Origin of the sequence: Streptomyces orinoci, assembly GCF_003121295.1 — a bacterium.
Taxonomy (GTDB): Bacteria; Actinomycetota; Actinomycetes; order Streptomycetales; family Streptomycetaceae; genus Streptomyces; species Streptomyces orinoci.
Genome location: NZ_PHNC01000029.1, coordinates 547,010 through 569,389, shown reverse-complemented (window position 1 = coordinate 569,389; position 22,380 = coordinate 547,010). Strand labels below are relative to the sequence as shown.

Here is a 22,380-nt window from a genome sequence, read left to right as displayed (position 1 = left end):
GGCAGCGGTGGTCGGCAGACGCGGTTTCGTCGCCGGGTACGGCCCGGTGGCGGTTGTGCCCACCCTCCCCCACGCCTGAACGGCGCGGGGGCACCCCCATCGCCCTGCGGAACGACTGCCCACAACCGGAAACCTATTCGTCCGCCGCGCGGTAGCGGTAGCCGAGGCCGCGGACGGCCTCCAGGGGGTCCGCGGCCTCGTCGCCCGCCGCCTGGCGGAGCTTCCTGCGCAACCGCAGCACCGCAAACTTCACCCGCTCCCGCCCCGTCCCATCCGGATCGTCCCAGACCCGGTCGAGCAGTTGCTCGGTCGTCAGCACCCGCCCCCGGTTGCGCACCAGCAGCTGCAGCAGCCGGTACTCGATGTCGCTGAGGCGCGCCTCCTGCCCCTGCCAGACCGCCGAGCGCCGTTCCGGCACCAGCCGCAGGCCGGTGTCGAAGGATTCGCCGGCGAAGCGGCCGGGCGCGCTGCGCCGTAGCAGGGCCTCCACCCGGGCCAGCAGCTCCTCGTTGCCGAAGGGCTTGGGCAGATAGTCGTCGGCGCCGGAGCGCAGGCCCCGTACCCGGTCGGTCTCCGCGCCACGCGCGGTCAGCAGCAGGACCGGCAGGTCACTGAGGTCCCGGGTGCGTTCCAGGACCTCCCAGCCGTCCAGCTCGGGCAGCCCGATGTCCAGGATGAGCAGCCCGGGCCGCTCGGCGAACAGCAGGCGCAGCGCCTCCCGTCCGTTGTCGGCGCGTACCACCTCATGACCGGCGCGGTCCAGCAGGGTGCGCAGGGCGAGCGCCAGGTCGGGGTCGTCCTCGACCAGCAGGACGCGGGTCACGGCAGCGGCTCCTCCGGCTCGGGCGGCGGGCCCGCCAGGGGCAGCCGGATGGTGAAGACGGCGCCCTCGCCCTCCGCGCCGCTCACCGAGAGCGTGCCGCCGTGCAGCTCGACGACCGTGCGGCAGATGGCCAGCCCGAGGCCGGTGCCGGGGTAGCCGCCGGTGCGGGCGTTGGGCGCCCGGTAGAAGCCGTTGAAGATCTTGTCGCGGACGTCCTCGGGGATGCCTATGCCGGTGTCGGCGACCTCGATCAGCCAGTGCTCGGGGCCCGGCCGGGCGGTGACCGTGATCTGCCCGTCCGGCGGGGTGAACTTGGCCGCGTTCTCCAGCAGATTGCCCAGGACATGGTGCAGCCGGTGCCGGTCGCCGCGCAGCGGCGGGCCGGGGGAGCAGTGCAGGACGGTGAAGACCGGGGATGCGCACAGGGCTTCCAGCACCGCGTCCTGGAGCATGGCCGGGACGTCCACCGTGCCGAATTCCAGCTCCAGGCCGGTGGCCCGGGCCCGGGTGGTGAACAGCAGGTCGGAGATGACGCGCTGCATCCGCTCGCCGTTGCGCCGGATGGCGTCCACAAAGCCGCGCTGCTCGGCGGTGAGGGCGCCGAAGGCCGGGTCGGTGAGCAGCTCGGCGAAGCTGATCACGGTGGTGAGCGGGGTGCGCAGCTCATGGCTGGCGGCGGCGGTGAAGGCGTTGCGCTGCCGGGCCAGCTCGGTGAGCGCCCGGTTGTCGCGTTCCAGGTCGTGCTCGCGGCGGCGCCGTTCGGTGACATCGGTGAAGAGCCAGAGCGCGCCCAGGTAGGCGTCTCCCTGGCGCAGTGGCTCCACCTCGCGGCGGATGGTGCGGCCGTCGGTGAGCGGGATCTCGGCCACCCGGTGTCCATGGCGGCGGGCCAGGATCTCCTCGGGGGAGTGCGGTCCGCCGGGGTCGGGCGGGAAGAAGGCGCGGACCAGCGGGACCAGGGGGGCCATGGGGGCGCCGGGGGACAGCTCGACGCGCCCGGCGAGGTCGAACATCCGGATGAACCGGTCGTTGACCGCCAGCACCTCGTCGGCCGGGCCCTGCAGCACCGCACCGGCGGGCAGGGCCTGGACGACGGCCTGGAGCCGGTCCCGGTCCTCGGTGGCCATGGGCCTCACCAGCTCTCCGGGCGCTCGGGTGGCACTTGGGCGGCGGCCGGCAGACAAGCGGTCACCACCCAACAGTGGAGATAACCCAACAAAACGGTATGCCAAAGCGGAACATAGTGCTCCTGGTCGGCGCGGCCCGGACCGGCCCTGGGCCCGGCTGTCGGACCGGCTCCGTAGACTGGTCCGCGTGACCGAGCGCCCCCAGAACGACCACCCCGGCGAGCACGAATCCGGCGATAACGACCGGTTCGAGGAGATCGTCGAAACCGAGACCACTCGCGACGTAGACCTGGCCGTCATCGAGGCCGGCAGCCGTACGCTGCGCACCCAGGCGGCCCCGCCGCAGGCCGAGGTGCCCGGCCGCCCGGAGGACCCGGAGGTGGACCGGGCGCTGCGCGAGGTGGAGGCCGAGCTGGCCGGCCGCTGGGGCGAGACCAAGCTGGACCCCTCGCTGGTGCGCATCCAGAAGCTGATGGACGTCCTGGGTGAGCCGCAGCGGGCGTACCCGGCCATTCACATCACCGGTACCAATGGCAAGACCAGCACCGCCCGCATGATCGAGGCGCTGCTGGCCGCCTTCGATCTGCGCACCGGCCGCTACACCAGCCCCCATGTGCAGTCCGTCACCGAGCGGATCAGCCTGGACGGCGCCCCGATCAGCGCCGAGCGCTTTATCGAGACCTACCGCGATATCGAGCCCTATGTGCGGATGGTGGACGAGGCGGAGGAGTTCCGGCTGTCCTTCTTCGAGGTGCTCACCGGCATGGCCTTCGCCGCCTTCGCCGACGCCCCGGTGGATGTGGCCGTGGTCGAGGTCGGCATGGGCGGCACCTGGGACGCCACCAATGTGGTGGACGGCACGGTCGCCGTGGTCACCCCGATAGCGCTGGACCACACCGACCGGCTGGGCGCCACCCCCGGTGAGATCGCGGGCGAGAAGGCCGGGATCATCAAGCCGGACGCCACCGTGGTGCTGGCCCAGCAGCCGGTGGACGCGGCCCAGGTGCTGCTCAAGCGCTCGGTCGAGGTGGATGCCACGGTCGCCCGGGAGGGCATGGAGTTCGGTGTGACCGGCCGGGAGGTGGCGGTCGGCGGCCAGCTGCTGACCCTGCGCGGCCTGGGCGGGGAGTATCCGGAGGTCTTCCTTCCGCTGTATGGCGCGCACCAGGCGCACAATGCCGCGGTGGCGCTGGCGGCGGTGGAGGCGTTCTTCGGCATCGGCTCCCAGCACGCCCGCACCCTGGACATCGACACCGTCCGCCGGGCCTTTGCCTCGGTCACCTCGCCGGGTCGCCTGGAGGTGGTGCGCCGCAGCCCCACCGTGGTGCTGGACGCCGCGCACAACCCGGCCGGCGCCCAGGCCGCCGCCGAGGCGGTGAGCGAGGCCTTCGGCTTCAGCAGGCTGATCGGCGTGGTCGGCGCCAGCGACGACAAGGATGTACGCGGCCTGCTGGAAGCCTTTGAGCCGGTCTTCGCCGAGCTGGTGGTGACCCGTAACTCCAGCCACCGGGCGATGGATCCGGACGAGCTGGCCGCGGTGGCCGTGGAGGTGTTCGGCGCCGAGCGGGTGCAGGTCGAGCCGCGGCTGGACGACGCCCTGGAGGCGGCCATCACCCTGGCCGAGGAGGAGGGCGAGTACGCCGGAGCCGGAGTGCTGGTGACCGGTTCGGTGATCACGGTGGGCGAGGCCCGGCTGCTGTTGAGGAGGAGCTGACCATGCGGACCCTGTGCGCGAGCACTCTGATCGGTGAATTCTTTGTCATCGGATTTGCCGGGCTGGTGGCCATGCGGCTGTCGGATCTGTCCATGGGCACCGTCTGGACGGTCAGCGGCATCGCCATGCTGCTGAGCGTGCTGCTGTGCGGGATGCTCACCCGCCCCGGCGGGGTGGCACTGGGCTGGGCCCTGCAGATCGGCCTGGTGCTCAGTGGCTTTGTGGTCCCGGTGATGTTCTTCCTGGGGCTGGTCTTCGCCGGTCTGTGGTGGGCCTCGGTGCACTTCGGACGGAAGATCGACGTGGCCAAGGCCCGGTTTGCCGCCGAGGCGGCCGAGGCCGGTTAACCCCGTGGTGCAAAGCGGTGGCCAGGCCCCTGTACCCTCTGGCCCACCACAGTCGATCGCCCCGCAAGGAGCCGCAGTATGAGCCAGCGCACCCTCGTCCTCCTCAAGCCGGATGCCGTCCGGCGCGGTCTGGTCGGCGAGATCATCGGCCGGATCGAACGCAAGGCGGGCTGGACGATCGGCGCACTGGAGCTGCGCACCCTGGACCGGGCCACTCTGGAACAGCACTACGCCGAGCATGTGGGCCGGGATTTCTATGAGCCGCTGATGGGCTTTATGTCCTCGGGCCCGGTGGTGGCCATGGTGGTCGAGGGCGAGCGGGTCATCGAGGGCGTCCGGGCGCTGGCCGGGCCGACCGACCCGATTTCGGCCGCTCCCGGTTCCATCCGTGGTGACTTCGGCACCATCACGCGCGAGAACCTCATCCATGCCTCGGACTCCGAGGAGTCCGCCGAGCGGGAAATCAAGATTTTCTTTCCGGGCCTTGTCTGATACGGGATCAGGCGCGCACCTATTCTGATCAGGGGCGACCGATTTTCCTTTCGGTCGCCCTATGACATATGCGTGGCGAACGGGGGAACCTCTCACTCCGACACGACGTCACCATTACAGGGGAGGGCTTGCGTTCCGCCCACAATGGCGGAGCAACTGTCGCGGCGCGTTCGGCCGGGCGAGACTACGATGAAGTTTCCGCGCCCCGCAGCGCAGCAGTACCACCTGCCGACCTCATGTAAGCAATCGCTCCAGCTGGGAAGGCCAGACGTATCCTCATGGGGAACAACATGTCGTTCATCGGCCGTGACATGGCTGTCGACCTCGGGACCGCCAACACGCTGGTGTACGTCAGAGGTCGCGGGATCGTTCTCAACGAACCGTCAGTCGTCGCCATCAATACCAACACCGGCGGCATCCTCGCGGTGGGCGCCGAGGCGAAGAAGATGATCGGGCGGACGCCGGGGAACATCGTCGCGGTGCGGCCGCTGAAGGACGGCGTGATCGCCGACTTCGAGATCACCGAGCGGATGCTCCGCTACTTCATCCTGAAAATCCACAAGCGGCGCTGGATGGCCCGTCCCCGGGTGGTGGTCTGTGTGCCCTCGGGCATCACGGGCGTCGAGCGCCGTGCTGTCATCGAGGCGTCCACCCAGGCCGGTGCCCGCCAGGTGCACATCATCGAGGAGCCGATGGCCGCGGCGATCGGCTCCGGCCTGCCCGTGCACGAGGCCACCGGCAACATGGTGGTGGACATCGGCGGCGGCACCACCGAGGTGGCCGTGATCTCGCTGGGCGGGATCGTCACCGCGCAGTCGATCCGGGTGGCCGGTGATGAGCTGGACAACGCGATCATCCAGCACATCAAGAAGGAGTACAGCCTGCTGCTGGGCGAGCGCACCGCCGAGCAGATCAAGATCACCATCGGCTCGGCGTACGACCTGGAACAGGACGAGCACACCGAGATCCGCGGCCGCGACCTGGTCAGCGGCCTGCCCAAGACCGTGGTGATCTCGGCCGCCGAGGTCCGCAAGGCCATCGAGGAACCGGTCAACTCCATTGTGGACGCGGTCAAGACCACCCTCGACAAGTGCCCGCCGGAGCTCTCCGGCGATGTGATGGACCGTGGCATCGTGCTCACCGGCGGCGGCGCCCTGCTGCGCGGCCTGGATGAGCGGCTGCGCCGGGAGACCGGGATGCCCATCCATATCGCGGAGGACCCGCTGGACTCGGTGGCGCTGGGTTCCGGCAAGTGTGTGGAGGAGTTCGAGGCGCTTCAGCAGGTGCTGGACGCCCAACCCCGCCGCTAGGGCCCCGGCCTGATATACAGGCACAACGCTGCCGATGACCGGTTCCGGCGCGCAGCACGGCCGGTCCGACGAGAAGGGCATGCCGCCGCACGTGAGGGACACACGAGAGAGCCGGCTGCTACTGGTACTGCTGGTCGCCATCGCGTTCGCGCTGATCACCATCGATATCCGCGGCGGCGAGCAGTCCCCTCTGGACGGTGTGCGGCGCGCCGCCGCCTCGGCCTTCGGGCCGGTGGAGGAGGGCGTCGCCGCGGCCGTGGACCCGGTGGCGGGCGCGGTCGCCGCGGTCCGGGACTCCGGGGACCGCAGCAAGAAGATCACCGAGCTGGAGCATGAGAACACCCTGCTCAAGCAGCGGCTGGGCAGCAATGACCGCAACCGGGCCCGGGTCCGCGAGCTGGACACCATGCTCAAGACGGCCGGCCGCGGCCAGTACGGGATCAAGGGCGCCCAGGTCATCGCCATAGGAGCGGCCCAGGGCTTCTCCTGGACGGTGACCATCGACGTGGGCAGCCATGACGGCATCAAGCGGGACATGACCGTGCTCAACGGGGACGGCCTGGTGGGCCGGGTGACCACCGTCGGCCCGTCCACCTCCACCGTGCTGCTGGCCAGCGATCCCAAGTTCACCGTGGGCACCCGGCTGGAGAAGAGCAGCGAGATCGGCTTCGCCAACGGCCAGGGCGACAGCACCCTGAAGGTGGAGCTGCTCAACGGCAAGGCCGCCGTGCACCCCGGGGACCGGCTGGTCACCTTTGGCTCCGCCCAGGACAAGCCCTTCGTCCCGGGCGTCCCGGTGGGCGAGGTGGTCCGGGTGGAGCCGGCCGGCGGCCGGCTGACCCGCACCGTGCAGGTGCGGCCCTTTGTCGGATTCAGCAAGCTCGACCTGGTCGGGGTGGTCGTCCAGCCGCCCCGCGAGGACCCCCGGGACACCGTGCTGCCGCCCCGGCCAGCCGTCCAGCCGACGCCCACCGTGACCGTCACCGCCACCCCGAGCCCCTCAGCCTCCGCGAGCGCCAACCCCAGGGACTGAAACCGATGCCCATGCGCCTCAACCGGATTCTGCTCTCCACCGCGCTGGTGGTGATCGCCCTGGTGCTCCAGATCTGCGTCTTCGCGCGACTGCATCTGCCGGGCGCGGTGCCCGATCTGCTGCTGCTGGTGGTGGTCGCGCTGGGCCTGGTCTACGGGCACTCCGGCGGCGCCCTGGTCGGCTTCGGCGCCGGGCTGCTGGCCGACCTGGCGCCGCCCGCCGACCATGCCGCCGGGCGCTACGCCCTGGTGCTCTGCCTGGTGGGCTATGCGGTCGGGCTGGCTCGGCCGGAGACCGGGCGGCTGCGCTCGGCCACCCTGCCGATGCTGGTGGTGCTGGGCGCGGCCATTGGCTCCACGCTGCTGTACGCGGGGGTGGGTTCGCTGGTCGGGGACACCGCCGCCCGCCATGTGGGCCTGACCGGGCTGGTGTTCACCGCCGCCCTCTACGACCTGCTGCTGGCGCCGTTCACGGTGCCGCTGATCATGGCGCTGGCCCGGCGCGGCGAGAGCGATCCGCTGGCCGAGGGCACCCCGGTGGCCGGCGGTGGCGACGGCCCGTACGGCTGGCTCACCAGCGTCAGCGCCCGCGGCGGCCGCGGCGGCCGGCTGGGCGGCCGGCGCGGGCTGCTGGTCAAGGGGGCCGCGCGCAACGGCGGTTGGGGCAAGGGGGGCAAGCGGCTATGAGCAACATCCCGGAGAGCGGCCGTACTTCACGGGTGAACATCCGGCTGATCGTCATCCAGATCCTGGTGGTCTCGCTGCTGGTCACCCTGGGCGGCCGGCTGTGGTACCTGCAGATCCGCAATGGCGACCAGTACACCGCGGAGGCCGCCAACAACCACATCCAGCAGGTGATCGCGCCCGCCACCCGGGGCTCCATCCTGGACGCCCGCGGGGTGCCGCTGGCCGACAACCAGACCCGGCTGGTGGTCTCCGCCAACCGCACCGACCTGATGAAGATGAAGGACAAGGGCCACGGCGTGCTGGCCCGGCTGGCCTCGGTGCTCGGCATGAAGCCCGAGGATGTGGCGGTCAAGGTGCGGCTGTGCGACGCCAAGACCCCCAAGCCCTGCTGGTCCGGCTCCCCGTACCAGCCCATCCCCATCACCGACGCGGCCACCCCCCAGCAGGCCCTGCAGATCCGCGAGCGCGCCGAGGACTTCCCCGGCATCACCGCCGAGCCCCAGGCGGTGCGCCGCTATGGCGCCCCCGGCGGGGCCAACGCCGCCCAGGTGCTGGGCTATCTCTCGCCGGTCACCAGCGACGAGATGCAGAAGGCCAAGCAGTCCAACTCCCCGCTGGTCCGCTCCGACCAGGTCGGCCGCTCCGGTCTGGAGCGGCAGTACGACGCCCAGCTGCGCGGCAAGGCCGGGGTGACCCGCTATGAGGTGGACAATCTGGGCCGGGTCATCGGCAAGGCCAAGAGCGACAAGCCCGAGCCCGGCTCCAACCTCATCACCAGCATCGACGCCCGGGTGCAGGCCATAGCGGAACGCGAGCTGGACCAGGCGATGAAGGACGCCCGCCAGGAGCTCGACCGGAACACCGGCGTCAACTACAAGGCGGACGCGGGCGCCGTGGTGGTGATGGAGTCCAAGACCGGCCGGGTGGTGGCCATGGCCTCCAATCCCACCTATGACCCCAATGTCTGGGTGGGCGGCATCTCCGGCAAGGACTACCAGGCGCTCACCGGCGACAACTCCGACTACCCGCTGCTCAACCGGGCCATCCAGGCCCAGGCCGCGCCCGGCTCCATCTTCAAGGTCATCTCCGCCACCGCCGCCGTCAAGGCGGGCTATTCCTTCACCGACAAATACAACTGCTCCAGCTCGTACAACATCGGCCGCCAGGTCTTCACCAACTTCGAGTCCAAGGGCTACGGCCCCATCGACATCGGCCGGGCGCTGGAGGTCTCCTGCGACACCGTCTTCTACGACCTGGCCTACAAGCAGTGGCAGAAGGACGGCGGCAACAACCCCAAGAACCCCAAGGACTGGTTCTACAAGACCGCCCGCCAGTTCGGCCTGGGCAAGGAGACCGGCATCGACCTGCCGGGCGAGGTCCGCGGCCGGGTGCCGGACCGGGACTGGAAGAAGCGGTACTGGGAGGCCAACAAGGACACCTGGTGCAAACAGGGCGCCAAGGCGCAGCCCGGCGACTACGCGGGCCAGATCGCCAAGGAGAACTGCGAGTCCTTCTACCGGATGCGTGCCGGTGACTCGGTCAACTACTCCATCGGCCAGGGCGACACCCTGGTCACCCCCATCCAGATGGCCACCATCTACGCGGCCATCAGCAATGGCGGCACCCTGTACAACCCGACCGTGGGCAAGGCGATCGTCAGCCCCGACGGCAAGCGCATCGAGCAGATCAAGCCCCAGGCGCACGGCCGGCTGCCGTTCGACGCCAAGACCCGGGACCAGCTGGACGGCGCGCTGGCCGGGGTGGCCACCGAGGGCAGCGCGGCCTGGCGGTTCACCGGCTGGCCGCAGAAGGAGATCCCGATGCACGCCAAGACCGGCACCGCCGAGGTCGCCGGCAAGCAGACGACCTCCTGGTTCGCCACCTACACCAAGGACTACACGGTGGTGATGACCATCTCCCAGGGTGGCACCGGCTCCGGCGCCTCCGGTCCGGCCGTCCGCAACATCTACAACGCCATCTATGGCGTGGACGGCAACGGCAAGATCGACCCGGCCAAGGCACTGCTGCCCGCCCCCCAGAACGGGCTGCCCAGGATCGACAAGGACGGCAGCATCGAGGCGGCGCACATCGACCCGGCTCCCTCCCCCTCCGCCACCCGGAGAGAGGACGAAAGGCCCCAGTGAGTGCCGCCGGGAGCCTGCCGCTCCGCCGCTTCGCCCCGCCCCGCTCAACCTGGTCCAGGCTCACCGGCCGCGACGGGGCGCTGCGCCGGCTGGACTGGCCGATGCTGCTCGCCGCCCTGGCGCTGTCCGTACTCGGCTGTCTGCTGGTCTACTCGGCCACCCGCGGCCGCACCGGGCTCACCCATGGCGACCCCTACTACTTCCTCAAGCGCAACATCCTCAACACCGTCATCGGCCTGGCCCTGGCCGCCGGGGCCGTCCGGGCCGGTCACCGGGCGCTGCGCGGCGCGGTGCCGGTGCTGTACATACTGTCCGTCCTGGCCACCGCCGCGGTGCTCACCCCGCTGGGTGCCACCATCAACGGCGCCCGGTCCTGGATCCAGCTGGGCGGCGGGTTCTCCGTCCAGCCCTCCGAGTTCACCAAGATCACCATCACCCTGGGGATGGCCGTCCTGCTGGCCCGGCAGGTGGACTCCGGGGAGCGCTCCCGCCCCGGTCACCGCGCCGTGCTCCAGGCGCTGGGCGTGGCCGCGGTGCCCGTCCTGGTCATCTTGCTGATGCCGGATCTGGGCTCGGTGATGGTCCTGGCGGTGATCGTGCTCGCCGTGCTGCTGGCCTCCGGCGCCGCCCGGCGCTGGATCCTGGGCCTGCTGAGCGGGGGCGTGCTGGGCTGCGTACTGATCTGGCAGCTCGGCATCCTCGACACCTACCAGATCAATCGTTTCGCCGCCTTCGCCAACCCCGCCTTCGACCCCTCCGGCATCGGCTACAACACCATGCAGGCCAGGATCGCCATCGGCTCCGGCGGCCTCACCGGTGCCGGGCTCTTCCACGGCCCCCAGACCACCGGCCGGTTCGTCCCCGAGCAGCAGACCGACTTCGTCTTCACGGTGGCCGGTGAGGAGCTGGGCTTTCTGGGGGCCGGCGCCATCATCCTGCTGCTGGGCGTGGTGCTCTGGCGCGCCTGCCGGATCGCCCGGGAGGCCACCGACCGGTACGGCGCCATGGTGGCCGCCGGGGTCATCACCTGGTTCGCCTTCCAGTCCTTCGAGAACATCGGCATGACCCTGGGCATCATGCCGGTCACCGGCCTGCCGCTGCCCTTTGTCTCCTATGGCGGCTCCTCCGCCTTCGCCGCCTGGACCGCCCTCGGCCTGCTCCAGGCCGTCAAGGCCCGGCGCCCCCTGGCCCCGGCATAGCGCGCCGCCGGCGGCGGCACAAGGGCTTGTACCGGCATAAGGGCCGTGGCGGCATAAGGTCTGCCGCTCGCGCCCGGCGCGGACTAGATTCGGCGGCATGGCGGAGACGCTGCGGGAGATCGAGCGTAAATACGAAGCCGAGCGCAACCACCGGGCCGACGGCCGGGCACCGCTGTTCCCCGGGGCGCCGCTGTATCCCGTGCTGAACGGAGCCGGGCCGGTGGCGGAGACCGTCCAGCGGGGGACCGCCGAACTGGACGCCGTCTACTACGACACCGCCGACCGCCGGCTGCTCGCGGCCGGGATCACCCTGCGCCGCCGCACCGGCGGCCCCGACGCCGGCTGGCACCTCAAGCTGCCCGTCGCCCCCGGCGTACGCGACGAGGTGCGCGCCCCGCTGACCCGCCGGGCGGTGCCCCGCCCCCTGGCCGCCCTGGTCCGCTCCCGGACCAGGGACGCCCCACTGCTCCCGCTGATGCGCATCGCCACCCGGCGCCGGGTGGAGCACCTGCTGGACGCGGACGGCGCCCTGCTCGCCGAGGCGAGCACCGACACCGTCACCGCCACCCGGCTGGACGGCGTACTGGGCACCGCCCGCTGGACCGAGGCCGAGATCGAACTGGCCCCCGGCGCCGGCCCCGCCCTGCTGGACGCCCTGGAACCCCGGCTGCTGGCCGCCGGGCTGCGCCCCGCCCGCTCACCCTCCAAACTCGCCCGCGCCCTGGCCGAATTGGAGCCGCAGCCGCCCGACGGCCCCGCCGGGGAGCGGCCCGGCGGGTCCGGCGCCGGCCGGACCGTACTGGACCATCTGCGCCAACAGGTGGCGCTGCTGGTGGAGTTGGACCCCGGGGCGCGGCTGGGCACCGAGGACGCCGTCCACCAGATGCGGGTGGCCACCCGGCGGCTGCGCAGCGCCTTCCGCTCCTACGGCAAGGTGGTGGACCGCCGGGCCACCGACCCGATCGCCGCTGAACTCAAATGGCTGGCAGCCGAGTTGGGCCTGGACCGGGACCGTGAGGTGCTGGTGGAGCGGCTGCGCGCCCGGCTGGACGAACTGCCGCGCAGCCTGGTCCGGGGACCGGTCCGGGCCCGGGTCCGCGCCTGGTCCGCGGCCCGGCGCACCGGCTCCCGGCGGCGGCTGACCGCCGTCCTGAACGGCGAGCGCTACCTCGCCCTGCTGGACTCCCTGGACGCCCTGCTCGCCGACCCCCCGCTGGGCAAGGCCGCCGCCCGCCCGCCGGAACGCGTGCTGGCCAAGGCGGTGCTGCGCGACTACCGGCGGCTGGCCGGGCGGATGGAGCGCGCCCTGGACACCGGCCCCGGGCCCGGCCGGGACACCGCGCTGCACGAGGCCCGCAAGGCGGCCAAGCGGGTCCGCTATGCCGCGGAGGTGCTGGGCGGGGACGCCGCCCGGTTCGCCAGGCGGATGAAGTCCGTACAGACCCTGCTCGGCGACCACCAGGACAGCGTGCTGGCCCGCTCGGCCCTGCGCGAGCTGGCCGAGGAGGCCCAGGCGGCGGGCGAGCCGGGCTTCACCTATGGGCTGCTCTACGGGCGCGAGGAGCAGCGGGCGGCGGCGGACGAGCGGGAGCTGCCCCAGGTCTGGGCGCGGGCCTCCCAGGAGCGGTGGCGTGAGGGGTGGGCGTGATCCGGCTAACGCGAAAGGGGCCGTCCCGGTCACGTTACCCTTGAGGGTCACTCCCTGTCCGCTCATGAGAGACGTCATCGCGAATGCCTGTTGAGTCGGTCTTCCCGCGCCTGGAAGCCCTCCTTCCGCACGTACAGAAGCCGATCCAGTACGTCGGTGGCGAGCTGAACTCCACCGTTAAGAACTGGGACGAAACGGATGTCCGCTGGGCTCTGATGTACCCGGACGCCTATGAGGTCGGCCTGCCCAACCAGGGCGTCATGATCCTCTACGAGGTCCTCAACGAGCAGCCGGGTGTGCTCGCCGAGCGCACCTACAGCGTCTGGCCGGACCTGGAAGCGCTGATGCGCGAGCACGGTGTGCCGCAGTTCACGGTGGACGCGCACCGCCCGGTGTCCGCCTTCGATGTGCTCGGCCTGAGCTTCTCCACCGAGCTCGGCTACACCAATATGCTCACCGCGCTGGACCTGGCCGGCATTCCGCTGGACGCCGCGGACCGCACCGAGGACCACCCGATCGTGCTGGCCGGCGGGCACGCCGCGTTCAACCCCGAGCCGATCGCGGAGTTCATCGACTGCGCCGTCATCGGCGACGGCGAGCAGGCCGTGCTGGAGATCACCGAGATCATCCGGGCCTGGAAGAACGAGGGCCGCCCGGGCGGCCGCGATGAGCTGCTGTTCCGGCTGGCGAAGACCGGTGGGGTGTACGTCCCCAAGTTCTACGACGTGGAGTACCTGCCCGACGGCCGGATCGGCCGCGTCGTCCCCAACCGCTCGGGCGTGCCGTGGCGGGTGTCCAAGCACACCGTGATGGACCTCGACGAGTGGCCCTACCCCAAGCAGCCGCTGGTGCCGCTGGCCGAGACCGTGCACGAGCGGATGTCCGTGGAGATCTTCCGCGGCTGCACCCGCGGCTGCCGGTTCTGCCAGGCGGGCATGATCACCCGCCCGGTGCGGGAGCGCTCCATCACCGGCATCGGCGAGATGGTGGACCGCGGCCTGAAGGCCACCGGCTTCGAGGAGGTCGGCCTGCTGTCGCTGTCCTCCGCCGACCACACCGAGATCGGCGACATCGCCAAGGGCCTCGCCGACCGGTACGAGGAAGACAAGATCGGCCTCTCCCTGCCGTCCACCCGGGTGGACGCCTTCAATGTGGACCTGGCCAACGAGCTGACCCGCAACGGCCGCCGCTCCGGTCTGACCTTCGCCCCCGAGGGCGGCTCCGAGCGCATGCGCAAGGTCATCAACAAGATGGTCTCGGAAGAGGACCTGATCCGCACCGTGGCCACCGCCTACGGCAACGGCTGGCGCCAGGTGAAGCTGTACTTCATGTGCGGCCTGCCCACCGAAACCGACGAGGATGTGCTCCAGATCGGCGACATGGCGGTCAATGTCATCGCCAAGGGCCGCGAGGTCTCCGGCTCCAATGACATCCGCTGCACGGTCTCCATCGGCGGATTCGTCCCCAAGCCGCACACCCCCTTCCAGTGGGCGCCGCAGCTGTCCGCCGAGGAGACCGACGCCCGGCTGGCCAAGCTGCGCGACAAGATCCGCGGCGACAAGAAGTACGGCCGCTCCATCGGCTTCCGCTACCACGACGGCAAGCCCGGCATCGTCGAGGGCCTGCTCTCGCGCGGTGACCGCCGGGTGGGCGCGGTGATCCGGGCCGTCTACGAGTCCGGCGGCCGCTTCGACGGCTGGCGCGAGCACTTCAGCTACGACCAGTGGATGCGCTGCGCCGCCGAGACGCTCCCGCCGCAGGGCGTGGACGTCGATTGGTACACCACCCGCGAGCGCTCCTACGAGGAGGTCCTGCCCTGGGACCACCTGGACTCGGGCCTGGACAAGGACTGGCTCTGGGAGGACTGGCAGGACGCGCTGGACGAGACCGAGGTCGAGGACTGCCGGTGGACGCCGTGCTTCGACTGTGGGGTGTGTCCTCAGATGGACACTTCCATTCAGATCGGTCCGACTGGTAAGAAGCTGCTGCCCCTGACGGTCGTTAAGCAATAACCTGACGCTACGGGAGGGCCTCCGGGCCCTCCCGTAGGGCTTACTCGCGAAGGGGAGACGACGTGCCGCACACGTACCAGGTGCACTTCACCGAGCAGGCCGCGGCCGCCCGTGACCGGCTGGACGACCAGCAGCGCGCCGCCTTCGACAAGGGAATCTCCCTGCTGGCCCGGGACCCGTTCCTTGAGCTGTCGCGCCCGATGAGCGCCACCGGCGACGACCGGACCATCCGGCTGACCCAGAACATCATGGTCGAGTACACCGTCAGCATGGGCCGGCTGCTGGTCTTCATCGTCGAGGTCTTCAACGACAAGGACGTCCTCGTCACCGACTGAGTCTCACCCGCCGGAGCGCGCAACTCCGTGCGGCACGTACTCTTGGTAGCAGTACGACCGCACTCACGAAGGACGAGACCACTGGGCAAGCGACAGCCCGAAGGCCCGCCGCCCGCACCGGCGGTGCAGCGCATCCGACTGCGCTACACCAAGCGCGGCCGCCTCCGGTTCACCAGCCACCGTGACTTCCAGCGCGCCTTCGAGCGGGCCCTGCGCCGCGCCGAGGTGCCGATGGCCTACTCCGCGGGCTTCACCCCGCACCCCAAGGTGTCGTACGCCAACGCCGCACCCACCGGGACCGGGAGCGAGGCCGAGTACCTGGAGATCCAGCTCACCGAGACGCGCGACCCCGCGCGGCTGCGGGAGCTGCTCGATGAGTCGCTGCCCGCCGGGCTGGACATCATCGACGCGGTGGAGGCCCGGACCTCCTCGTTCGCCGACCGGCTGGAGGCTTCCGTCTGGGAGCTGCGGCTGGACGGCGTACCGCTCGCCGAGGCGGAGAAGGCAGTGGAAGCCTTCCTCGCGGCGGAGAGCGTCCAGGTGGAACGCCGGACGAAAAACGGGTTGCGCAGCTTCGATGCCCGGGGCGCGGTGCTCCGGCTGGAAGCCACCGCCGCTCCGGCCGATAGGCCCGGCGACGGTCCCTGTGCGATACTGCGGCTGGTTGTTCGGCATGAGACACCCGCCGTTCGACCCGACGACGTCCTGTCCGGTCTCCGCGCTGTGGCCGACCTGGCGCCGCCGGTCCCCGCAGCGGTGACCAGGCTGGCGCAGGGGCTGCTCGATGAGGAGTCCGGAACGGTGACCGACCCGCTCGCGCTTGACCGCGACGCCACCGCAGCCGCCACATCAACGGCCGCCGGGGCAGTCACGGCGCCGGGAGGATCGGCGTAAAGACGGCCGTCGCCGCGCTGCCGCCGCGCCAGGGAGCCACCCGGGTCCGGCAGACGCACTGACCAGGAGACTTTCGCCGGTGCCTAGGCAACGGACCCGGCGAGCGAGACGACAGCTCCCGTGCGGCGACCGCGCCCCGGACGGCGGCCCCGCGCTCATCACGCGGGGCGGCGGACCGGATCCAGGCGTGGCGCCCGGGAGCGTGACGGGAGAACCGCCCGCATGCTCGAAACCAATGAGCCCAGCGAGCCCGGCACCGCCGGGAACAACAACGAGAACAGCCCGAGCGACACCCTGCCGCCGCGCCGCCGCCGTCGTGCGGCCTCGCGTCCGGCCGGACCGCCGGTGACCGCCGCCGCGGCCGAGGCCCCGGCGAGCGTCCGGACCCCTGCCGCCGAGCCGGCCGCGGCCGCCGCCGCGGAGCCGGAGCCGGTCGCCGAGGCCGCCGCCGAGACCCCGGCCCGGCCGCGCCGCCGGGCCACCCGGCGGGCCAGCGCCCCGGCCGGGGCGCCCAAGGCGGAGGCTCCCGAGGAGCAGGCTCCCAAGGCAGAGGCTTCCGAGGAGCAGGCCGAGGCCGTGGAGGCCGAGGAGACGGTGGAGGCCGCTCCGGCGCGTCCGCGTCGTCGGGCGACCCGTGCGGTGTCCGCGCCCGAGGCTGCTGCCGAGGAGGCGGCGCCTGTCCGTACTCGCCGTCGTGCCGTCCGGCAGGCCGAGGCCGCGCCGGTGAGCGAGCCGGAGGCCGTGGAGGCCGAGGAGACGGTGGAGGCCGCTCCGGCGCGTCCGCGTCGTCGGGCGACCCGTGCGGTGTCCGCGCCCGAGGCTGCTGCCGAGGAGGCGGCGCCTGTCCGTACTCGCCGTCGTGCCGTCCGGCAGGCCGAGGCCGCGCCGGTGAGCGAGCCGGAGGCCGTGGAGGCCGAGGAGACGGTGGAGGCCGCGCCCGCGCGTCCGCGTCGTCGGGCGACCCGTGCGGTGTCCGCGCCGGAGCCCGCCGCGCAGGCCCAGGAGGCCGCTGCCGAGGAGGCAGCCCCCGCTCGTACCCGCCGTCGTGCCACCCGGCAGGCCGAGGCCCCGGTGAGCGAGCCCGAGGCCGTTGCGGCGCCCGCCGCCGAGGAGGCCGAGGAGGAGGCCAAGCCGGCCCGTACCCGCCGTCGTGCCACCCGCAAGGCGACCGCCGAGGCCGTGGAGCCGGAGCAGGCGCCCGCCGAGGAGGCCCGTCCGCGCCGTACCCGCCGTCGTGCCGAGGCCGCGGCGGCCGCGCCGGTGGAGCAGCCCGCCGAGGAGGCGCCCGCCCGGGGCCGCCGCCGGGCCGCCCAGCTGCCGCCCACCGCGGTGTTCCAGGCGCCGGTGTTCACCGAGCCGATGTTCCAGACGCCGGAGACCGCTGCCGCCGCCTTCGCGGCGGGCGAGCCCCGTCCGGCCGCCGCCGAGGAGGCCGAGGAGCAGCCCGCGCCGCGTCGCCGCCGTCGTCGTCGCGGTGAGGCCGCGGAGGTCACCGAGGCCGCCGTGGCCGCGCCCGGTGTGGTCGCCGAGGAGCCGGAGGAAGAGGCCGAGGAGCCCGAGGCCGCCGAGGCCCAGGTGACCGAGGAGGAGCAGGGCGAGCGTCCCTCGCGGCGCCGTCGCCGGGGTGGCCGTCGCCGCCGCCGGGGTGAGGCCGCCGAGGCCGAGCTGGAGGCCGGCGAGGAGGAGCAGCCGGAAGAGGCCGAGGAGGCCGAGGAGCCGGAGGCCGCCGAGGCGCCCGCCGGGGAGGCCGTCTCCACCGCCGGCAGCCGTCGCCGTCGCCGCCGTCGCCGCCGCAGCGGGGAGCCGCTGGAGGTCGAGGCGGGCGTGGACGAGCCGGAGCGTACGGTCGTCAAGGTCCGCGAGCCGCGCGAGCGCAAGGCCGAGGCCGGTACCGGCTTCGACGAGGTGCAGTCCATCAAGGGCTCGACCCGGATGGAGGCCAAGAAGCAGCGCCGCCGCGAGGGGCGTGAGCAGGGCCGCCGCCGGGTGCCGATCATCACCGAGGCCGAGTTCCTGGCCCGCCGCGAGGCGGTGGAGCGGGTGATGGTGGTCCGCCAGCAGGGCGACCGCACCCAGATCGGAGTGCTGGAGGACAACGTCCTCGTCGAGCACTTCGTCAACAAGGAGCAGGCCACCAGCTACGTCGGCAATGTGTACCTGGGCAAGGTGCAGAATGTGCTGCCGTCGATGGAGGCCGCCTTCGTTGACATCGGCAAGGGCCGCAATGCCGTGCTCTACGCCGGTGAAGTCAACTTCGACGCGCTGGGCATGGGCAATGGCCCGCGCCGGATCGAGTCGGCGCTGAAGTCCGGCCAGTCGGTGCTGGTGCAGGTCACCAAGGACCCGATCGGGCACAAGGGCGCCCGGCTGACCAGCCAGGTCTCGCTGCCCGGCCGCTACCTGGTGTATGTGCCCGAGGGCTCGATGACCGGTATCAGCCGCAAGCTGCCGGACACCGAGCGGGCCCGGCTGAAGCAGATCCTGAAGAAGATCGTCCCCGAGGACGCCGGTGTGATCGTGCGCACCGCGGCCGAGGGCGCCAGCGAGGAGGAGCTGGCCCGCGATGTCCAGCGGCTCCAGGCGCAGTGGGAGGACATCCAGAAGAAGTCCAAGATGATCTCCACCAGCTCGCCCAGCCTGCTCTACGGCGAGCCGGACATGACCGTCCGGGTGGTCCGCGACATCTTCAACGAGGACTTCTCCAAGGTCATCGTCAGCGGTGACGACGCCTGGGAGACCATCCACGGCTATGTCTCGCATGTCGCCCCCGACCTGGTCGAGCGGCTGCAGAAGTGGACCTCGGACGTCGATGTCTTCGCCACCTACCGGATCGACGAGCAGCTGATGAAGGCGCTGGACCGCAAGGTCTGGCTGCCCAGCGGCGGCTCGCTGGTGATCGACCGGACCGAGGCGATGGTCGTCATCGACGTCAACACCGGCAAGTTCACCGGCCAGGGCGGCAACCTGGAGGAGACGGTCACCAGGAACAACCTGGAGGCGGCCGAGGAGATCGTGCGCCAGCTGCGGCTGCGTGACCTCGGCGGCATCATCGTGATCGACTTCATCGACATGGTGCTGGAGTCCAACCGGGACCTGGTGCTGCGCCGACTGCTGGAGTGCCTGGGCCGGGACCGCACCAAGCACCAGGTCGCCGAGGTGACCTCGCTGGGGCTGGTCCAGATGACCCGTAAGCGGGTCGGCCAGGGCCTGCTGGAGTCCTTCTCCGAGTCCTGTGTCCACTGCAACGGCCGTGGCGTGGTCGTGCATATGGACCAGGCGGCGACCACCGGTGGCGGTGGCGGCGGCAAGCGCGGCCGGAAGAAGGGCAAGGGCGCGGCGCCGGAGGCCGTGGAGGTCCCGGAGGCGGAGGAGGCCGTGCAGGCCCCCGAGGCTGCCGAGATTCCGGAGGCCGAGGAGGCTCCCGTGCTGGAGCCGGTCGCGGTGACCGAGGCCCAGCTGGTGCCCGCCATCAGCAGTGGTGAGGACTGGTTCGGCAGCCCGGGCGAGGCCGAGGCGGAGGCCATGCGGGCCGCCGGGCGCGGCGGGCGTACCCGTCGCCGGGCCACCCGCAAGGTGTCCGCGCCGGCCGGTCCGCCCAAGGCGGCCGAGGCCGAGCCGGAGATCGTGGTGGAGACCCCGGCACCGGTGCGGCCGGAGCCCGAGCCGGAGCCGGCGCCCGTCGCCGAGGCCCCGGCCGTGGCCGAGACCGAGGCCGAGGCGCCGGCCCGTCCGCGCCGCCGGGTGACCCGGCGGGCGTCCGCTCCGGCGGGTGCCGCGGAGGCCGCGGTGGTCGTGGTGGCTCCCGCCCCGGTGGCCGAGGCCGCCGAGCCGGCCGAGGCCGTCGAGGCTGCCGGGCCGGAGCAGGCCGAGGAGGCGGCGCCCGCCAAGAAGACGGCGGCGAAGAAGACCGCGGCCAAGAAGACGGCGGCCAAGAAGGCTCCCGCCAAGAAGGCCGCGGCCAAGAAGACGGCGGCGAAGAAGACCACCGCCGCCAAGACCGCCACCGCCAAGAAGGCCGCCGCCAAGAAGGCCGCCGCCAAGAAGACGACGGCCAAGAAGGCCCCCGCCAAGAAGGCCCCCGCCAAGAAGGCCCCCGCCAAGAAGGCGGAGCCGGCGGCGGCCGACGAGTAGGGGTTGCCCGGCAGGGGCGCCGTGTCCGCACGGCGCCCCGCCACGGGGCCCGGTTTGACCCCCTCGGTCAGGCCCCGTAAGCTCGTTCCTCGGCGTCTGTACGCCTGCTTCTGAGCAAATACCTTCCGGCCGGGCCGGAAGAGGCCGCTCATCCACTCGGACAGTCATGGGCTTCCCGCCCGTGCGAGCGGCTGGCATCAGAGGTTCGAAACCTAGCGAGAGAGAGTTCCGCGTGTACGCGATCGTGCGCACCGGTGGTCGCCAGCAGAAGGTTGCTGTCGGCGACGTCATCGAAGTTGACCGTATTTCCACCAGCAAGGTCGGCGACACCGTCGAGCTCTCCACGCTGCTGGTCGTCGATGGTGACGCGGTCACCAGTGACCCGTGGGTCCTGGCCGGCGTGAAGGTTCAGGCCGAGGTTGTCGACCACCACAAGGGCGACAAGATCCGGATCCAGAAGTACAAGAACAAGACCGGCTACAAGAAGCGCATCGGTCACCGTCAGCTGCACACCGCGCTGAAGATCACCGGCATCGACGCCCCGGCGAAGTAAGGGACTGAGAAGACATGGCACACAAGAAGGGCGCATCGTCCACTCGGAACGGTCGCGACTCCAACGCTCAGCGGCTCGGCGTGAAGCGCTTCGGCGGTCAGGTCGTCAGCGCCGGTGAGATCCTGGTCCGCCAGCGCGGCACCCACTTCCACCCGGGCGCCGGTGTCGGTCGCGGTGGCGACGACACCCTGTTCGCGCTGAACGCCGGTGCGGTGCAGTTCGGCACCCACCGTGGCCGCAAGGTCGTCAACATCGTTCCGGTCGCCTGATCAGCTGATCCAGGCCCCGTAGAGCGATAGCGAGGGCGGACCTCCCTTCCCCGGCCGGGGAAGCGGGTCCGCCCTCGCTGCGTTACAACAGACATCACCCCGTATGTATCTGGAGGCACACCGCTATGACCACCTTCGTGGACCGCGTCGAGCTGCATGTCGCCGCGGGTAACGGAGGCCACGGCTGCGCCTCCGTACACCGTGAGAAGTTCAAGCCGCTCGGCGGGCCGGACGGCGGCAACGGCGGCCGTGGCGGTGATGTGATCCTGGTCGTGGACCAGTCGGTCACCACCCTCCTGGACTACCACCACAGCCCACACCGCAAGGCCACCAACGGCAAGCCCGGCGAGGGCGGCAACCGCTCCGGCAAGGACGGTACGGACCTGGTGCTGCCCGTCCCGGACGGCACCGTGGTCCAGGACAAGCACGGCAATGTGCTCGCCGACCTGGTCGGCCATGGCACCCGCTTCATCGCCGCCCAGGGCGGCCGCGGCGGCCTGGGCAACGCCGCGCTGGCCTCGGCCCGCCGCAAGGCCCCCGGCTTCGCCCTGCTGGGCGAGCCCGGTGACGTCCAGGACATCGTGCTGGAGCTGAAGACGGTCGCCGATGTGGCGCTGGTCGGCTACCCCAGTGCGGGCAAGTCCTCGCTGATCTCGGTGCTCTCGGCGGCCAAGCCGAAGATCGCCGACTACCCGTTCACCACCCTGGTGCCCAACCTGGGCGTGGTGACCGCCGGTTCGACCGTCTACACCATCGCCGACGTCCCCGGTCTGATCCCCGGTGCCAGCCAGGGCAAGGGCCTGGGCCTGGAGTTCCTGCGGCATGTCGAGCGCTGCTCGGTGCTGGTGCATGTGCTGGACACCGCCACCCTGGAGTCCGAGCGCGACCCGCTGACCGACCTGGATGTGATCGAGGCCGAGCTCAAGGAGTACGGCGGCCTGGACAACCGGCCGCGCATCGTGGTGCTCAACAAGGTGGACATCCCGGACGGCAGGGACCTGGCGGAGATGATCCGCCCCGATCTGGAGGCCCGCGGCTACCGGGTCTTCGAGGTATCGGCCGTCTCCCGGGAGGGCCTCAAGGAGCTGTCCTTCGCCCTGGCCGGGATCGTCGCCGAGGCGCGGGCCGCCAAGCCCAAGGAGGAGGCGACCCGGATCGTCATCCGCCCCAAGGCGGTGGACGACGCCGGCTTCACGGTGACCCTGGAGCACGACGGCATCTACCGGGTGCGCGGCGAGAAGCCGGAGCGCTGGGTGCGCCAGACCGACTTCAACAACGACGAGGCCGTGGGCTACCTGGCCGACCGCCTCAACCGCCTCGGTGTCGAGGAGGAGCTGATGAAGGCCGGTGCCCGGGCGGGCGACGGCGTGGCCATCGGTTCCGAGGAGGACGCGGTGGTCTTCGACTGGGAGCCGTCGATGGCCGCCGGTGCGGAGATGCTGGGCCGCCGTGGTGAGGACCACCGCCTCGAGGCCCCGCGCCCCGCGGCCCAGCGCCGCCGCGACCGGCAGGCGGAGCGCGACGAGGCGGACCAGGAGTACGAGGGCTTCGACCCCTTCGCGTAAGGGGCGGGCATACGAAGAGGGGCGGCCGTCAAGGCCGCCCCTCTTCGTGTTTCCGATGCCCTCGGGCCCAGGGGAGGAGCCCCGGGCCCGGACGGGCG

The 22,380-nt window shown here is 71.6% G+C and carries 18 protein-coding genes; 16 read left to right on the top strand and 2 right to left on the bottom strand.

All coding sequences use genetic code 11. The annotated features are described in order from the left end of the window. Nucleotides 1–133: 133 nt before the first annotated feature. Nucleotides 134–823 (bottom strand): response regulator transcription factor, encoded by a 690-nt coding sequence (locus CV755_RS17405; protein ID WP_109281139.1) that lies wholly within the window; start codon nt 821–823, stop codon nt 134–136. After that, a complete protein-coding gene (locus tag CV755_RS17400) occupies nt 820–1,950 on the bottom strand; it encodes a sensor histidine kinase (protein WP_109281138.1) in 1,131 nt (376 codons plus the stop codon). Before CV755_RS17400 ends, CV755_RS17405 begins: the two co-directional genes overlap by 4 nt. A 187-nt stretch (nt 1,951–2,137) precedes the next feature. Here CV755_RS17400 and folC point away from each other — a divergent pair, with 187 nt between their 5' ends. The 16 genes from folC to obgE all read left to right on the top strand — a co-directional run bounded on the left by folC (nt 2,138) and on the right by obgE (nt 22,282). After that, entirely contained in the window at nt 2,138–3,664 is a 1,527-nt protein-coding gene (gene folC / locus CV755_RS17395; RefSeq protein WP_109281137.1) for a bifunctional tetrahydrofolate synthase/dihydrofolate synthase, read from the top strand. Between the two features lie 2 nt (nt 3,665–3,666). Continuing rightward, a complete protein-coding gene (locus CV755_RS17390) occupies nt 3,667–4,011 on the top strand; it encodes a DUF4233 domain-containing protein (protein WP_109281136.1) in 345 nt (114 codons plus the stop codon). Nucleotides 4,012–4,089: 78 nt separating this feature from the next. Then, a complete protein-coding gene (ndk, locus tag CV755_RS17385; protein ID WP_109281135.1) occupies nt 4,090–4,503 on the top strand; it encodes a nucleoside-diphosphate kinase in 414 nt (137 codons plus the stop codon). A gap of 290 nt (nt 4,504–4,793) precedes the next feature. Next, on the top strand, nt 4,794–5,813 hold the full coding sequence (locus CV755_RS17380; RefSeq protein ID WP_004950903.1) for a rod shape-determining protein: 1,020 nt from the start codon (nt 4,794–4,796) through the stop codon (nt 5,811–5,813). A gap of 91 nt (nt 5,814–5,904) precedes the next feature. Further along, on the top strand, nt 5,905–6,846 hold the full coding sequence (gene mreC / locus CV755_RS17375) for a rod shape-determining protein MreC (protein WP_109281932.1): 942 nt from the start codon (nt 5,905–5,907) through the stop codon (nt 6,844–6,846). Between the two features lie 11 nt (nt 6,847–6,857). Continuing rightward, on the top strand, nt 6,858–7,532 hold the full coding sequence (gene mreD / locus CV755_RS17370) for a rod shape-determining protein MreD (RefSeq protein WP_109281134.1): 675 nt from the start codon (nt 6,858–6,860) through the stop codon (nt 7,530–7,532). After that, nucleotides 7,529–9,676 (top strand): penicillin-binding protein 2, encoded by a 2,148-nt coding sequence (mrdA, locus tag CV755_RS17365; protein WP_109281133.1) that lies wholly within the window; start codon nt 7,529–7,531, stop codon nt 9,674–9,676. Before mreD ends, mrdA begins: the two co-directional genes overlap by 4 nt. Next, complete coding sequence (gene rodA, locus CV755_RS17360) at nt 9,673–10,875, top strand: rod shape-determining protein RodA (protein WP_109281132.1); 1,203 nt, start codon at nt 9,673–9,675, stop codon at nt 10,873–10,875. The genes mrdA and rodA overlap by 4 nt, the downstream gene beginning before the upstream one ends. A gap of 97 nt (nt 10,876–10,972) precedes the next feature. Further along, nucleotides 10,973–12,523: a CYTH and CHAD domain-containing protein gene (locus CV755_RS17355; RefSeq protein WP_109281131.1), complete on the top strand. Its 1,551-nt coding sequence runs from the start codon at nt 10,973–10,975 to the stop codon at nt 12,521–12,523. A gap of 83 nt (nt 12,524–12,606) precedes the next feature. Beyond that, complete coding sequence (locus tag CV755_RS17350; protein ID WP_109281130.1) at nt 12,607–14,535, top strand: TIGR03960 family B12-binding radical SAM protein; 1,929 nt, start codon at nt 12,607–12,609, stop codon at nt 14,533–14,535. Nucleotides 14,536–14,597: 62 nt separating this feature from the next. Continuing rightward, nucleotides 14,598–14,870 carry a type II toxin-antitoxin system RelE family toxin gene (locus CV755_RS17345; RefSeq protein WP_109281129.1) on the top strand — a complete coding sequence of 91 codons (273 nt, stop codon included), beginning with the start codon at nt 14,598–14,600 and terminating at the stop codon, nt 14,868–14,870. A gap of 123 nt (nt 14,871–14,993) precedes the next feature. Next, entirely contained in the window at nt 14,994–15,764 is a 771-nt protein-coding gene (locus tag CV755_RS17340; RefSeq protein ID WP_109281128.1) for a TIGR03936 family radical SAM-associated protein, read from the top strand. Between the two features lie 222 nt (nt 15,765–15,986). After that, nucleotides 15,987–19,895 (top strand): Rne/Rng family ribonuclease, encoded by a 3,909-nt coding sequence (locus CV755_RS17335; RefSeq protein ID WP_109281127.1) that lies wholly within the window; start codon nt 15,987–15,989, stop codon nt 19,893–19,895. A gap of 232 nt (nt 19,896–20,127) precedes the next feature. Further along, entirely contained in the window at nt 20,128–20,448 is a 321-nt protein-coding gene (gene rplU / locus CV755_RS17330) for a 50S ribosomal protein L21 (protein ID WP_018538042.1), read from the top strand. Between the two features lie 14 nt (nt 20,449–20,462). Next, entirely contained in the window at nt 20,463–20,717 is a 255-nt protein-coding gene (gene rpmA / locus CV755_RS17325) for a 50S ribosomal protein L27 (protein WP_004950923.1), read from the top strand. 125 nt (nt 20,718–20,842) lie between these two features. Next, nucleotides 20,843–22,282 carry a GTPase ObgE gene (gene obgE, locus CV755_RS17320; RefSeq protein ID WP_109281126.1) on the top strand — a complete coding sequence of 480 codons (1,440 nt, stop codon included), beginning with the start codon at nt 20,843–20,845 and terminating at the stop codon, nt 22,280–22,282. Nucleotides 22,283–22,380 lie beyond the last annotated feature (98 nt).

Coding starts and splice junctions, on each gene's coding strand:
- CV755_RS17335 (WP_109281127.1), top strand. CDS start 15,987: ATGCTCGAAACCAATGAGCCCAGCGAGCCCGGCACCGCCGGGAACAAC.
- rpmA (WP_004950923.1), top strand. CDS start 20,463: ATGGCACACAAGAAGGGCGCATCGTCCACTCGGAACGGTCGCGACTCC.
- CV755_RS17390 (WP_109281136.1), top strand. CDS start 3,667: ATGCGGACCCTGTGCGCGAGCACTCTGATCGGTGAATTCTTTGTCATC.
- mrdA (WP_109281133.1), top strand. CDS start 7,529: ATGAGCAACATCCCGGAGAGCGGCCGTACTTCACGGGTGAACATCCGG.
- obgE (WP_109281126.1), top strand. CDS start 20,843: ATGACCACCTTCGTGGACCGCGTCGAGCTGCATGTCGCCGCGGGTAAC.
- mreD (WP_109281134.1), top strand. CDS start 6,858: ATGCGCCTCAACCGGATTCTGCTCTCCACCGCGCTGGTGGTGATCGCC.
- CV755_RS17400 (WP_109281138.1), bottom strand. CDS start 1,950: ATGGCCACCGAGGACCGGGACCGGCTCCAGGCCGTCGTCCAGGCCCTG.
- ndk (WP_109281135.1), top strand. CDS start 4,090: ATGAGCCAGCGCACCCTCGTCCTCCTCAAGCCGGATGCCGTCCGGCGC.
- CV755_RS17350 (WP_109281130.1), top strand. CDS start 12,607: ATGCCTGTTGAGTCGGTCTTCCCGCGCCTGGAAGCCCTCCTTCCGCAC.
- CV755_RS17355 (WP_109281131.1), top strand. CDS start 10,973: ATGGCGGAGACGCTGCGGGAGATCGAGCGTAAATACGAAGCCGAGCGC.
- CV755_RS17380 (WP_004950903.1), top strand. CDS start 4,794: ATGTCGTTCATCGGCCGTGACATGGCTGTCGACCTCGGGACCGCCAAC.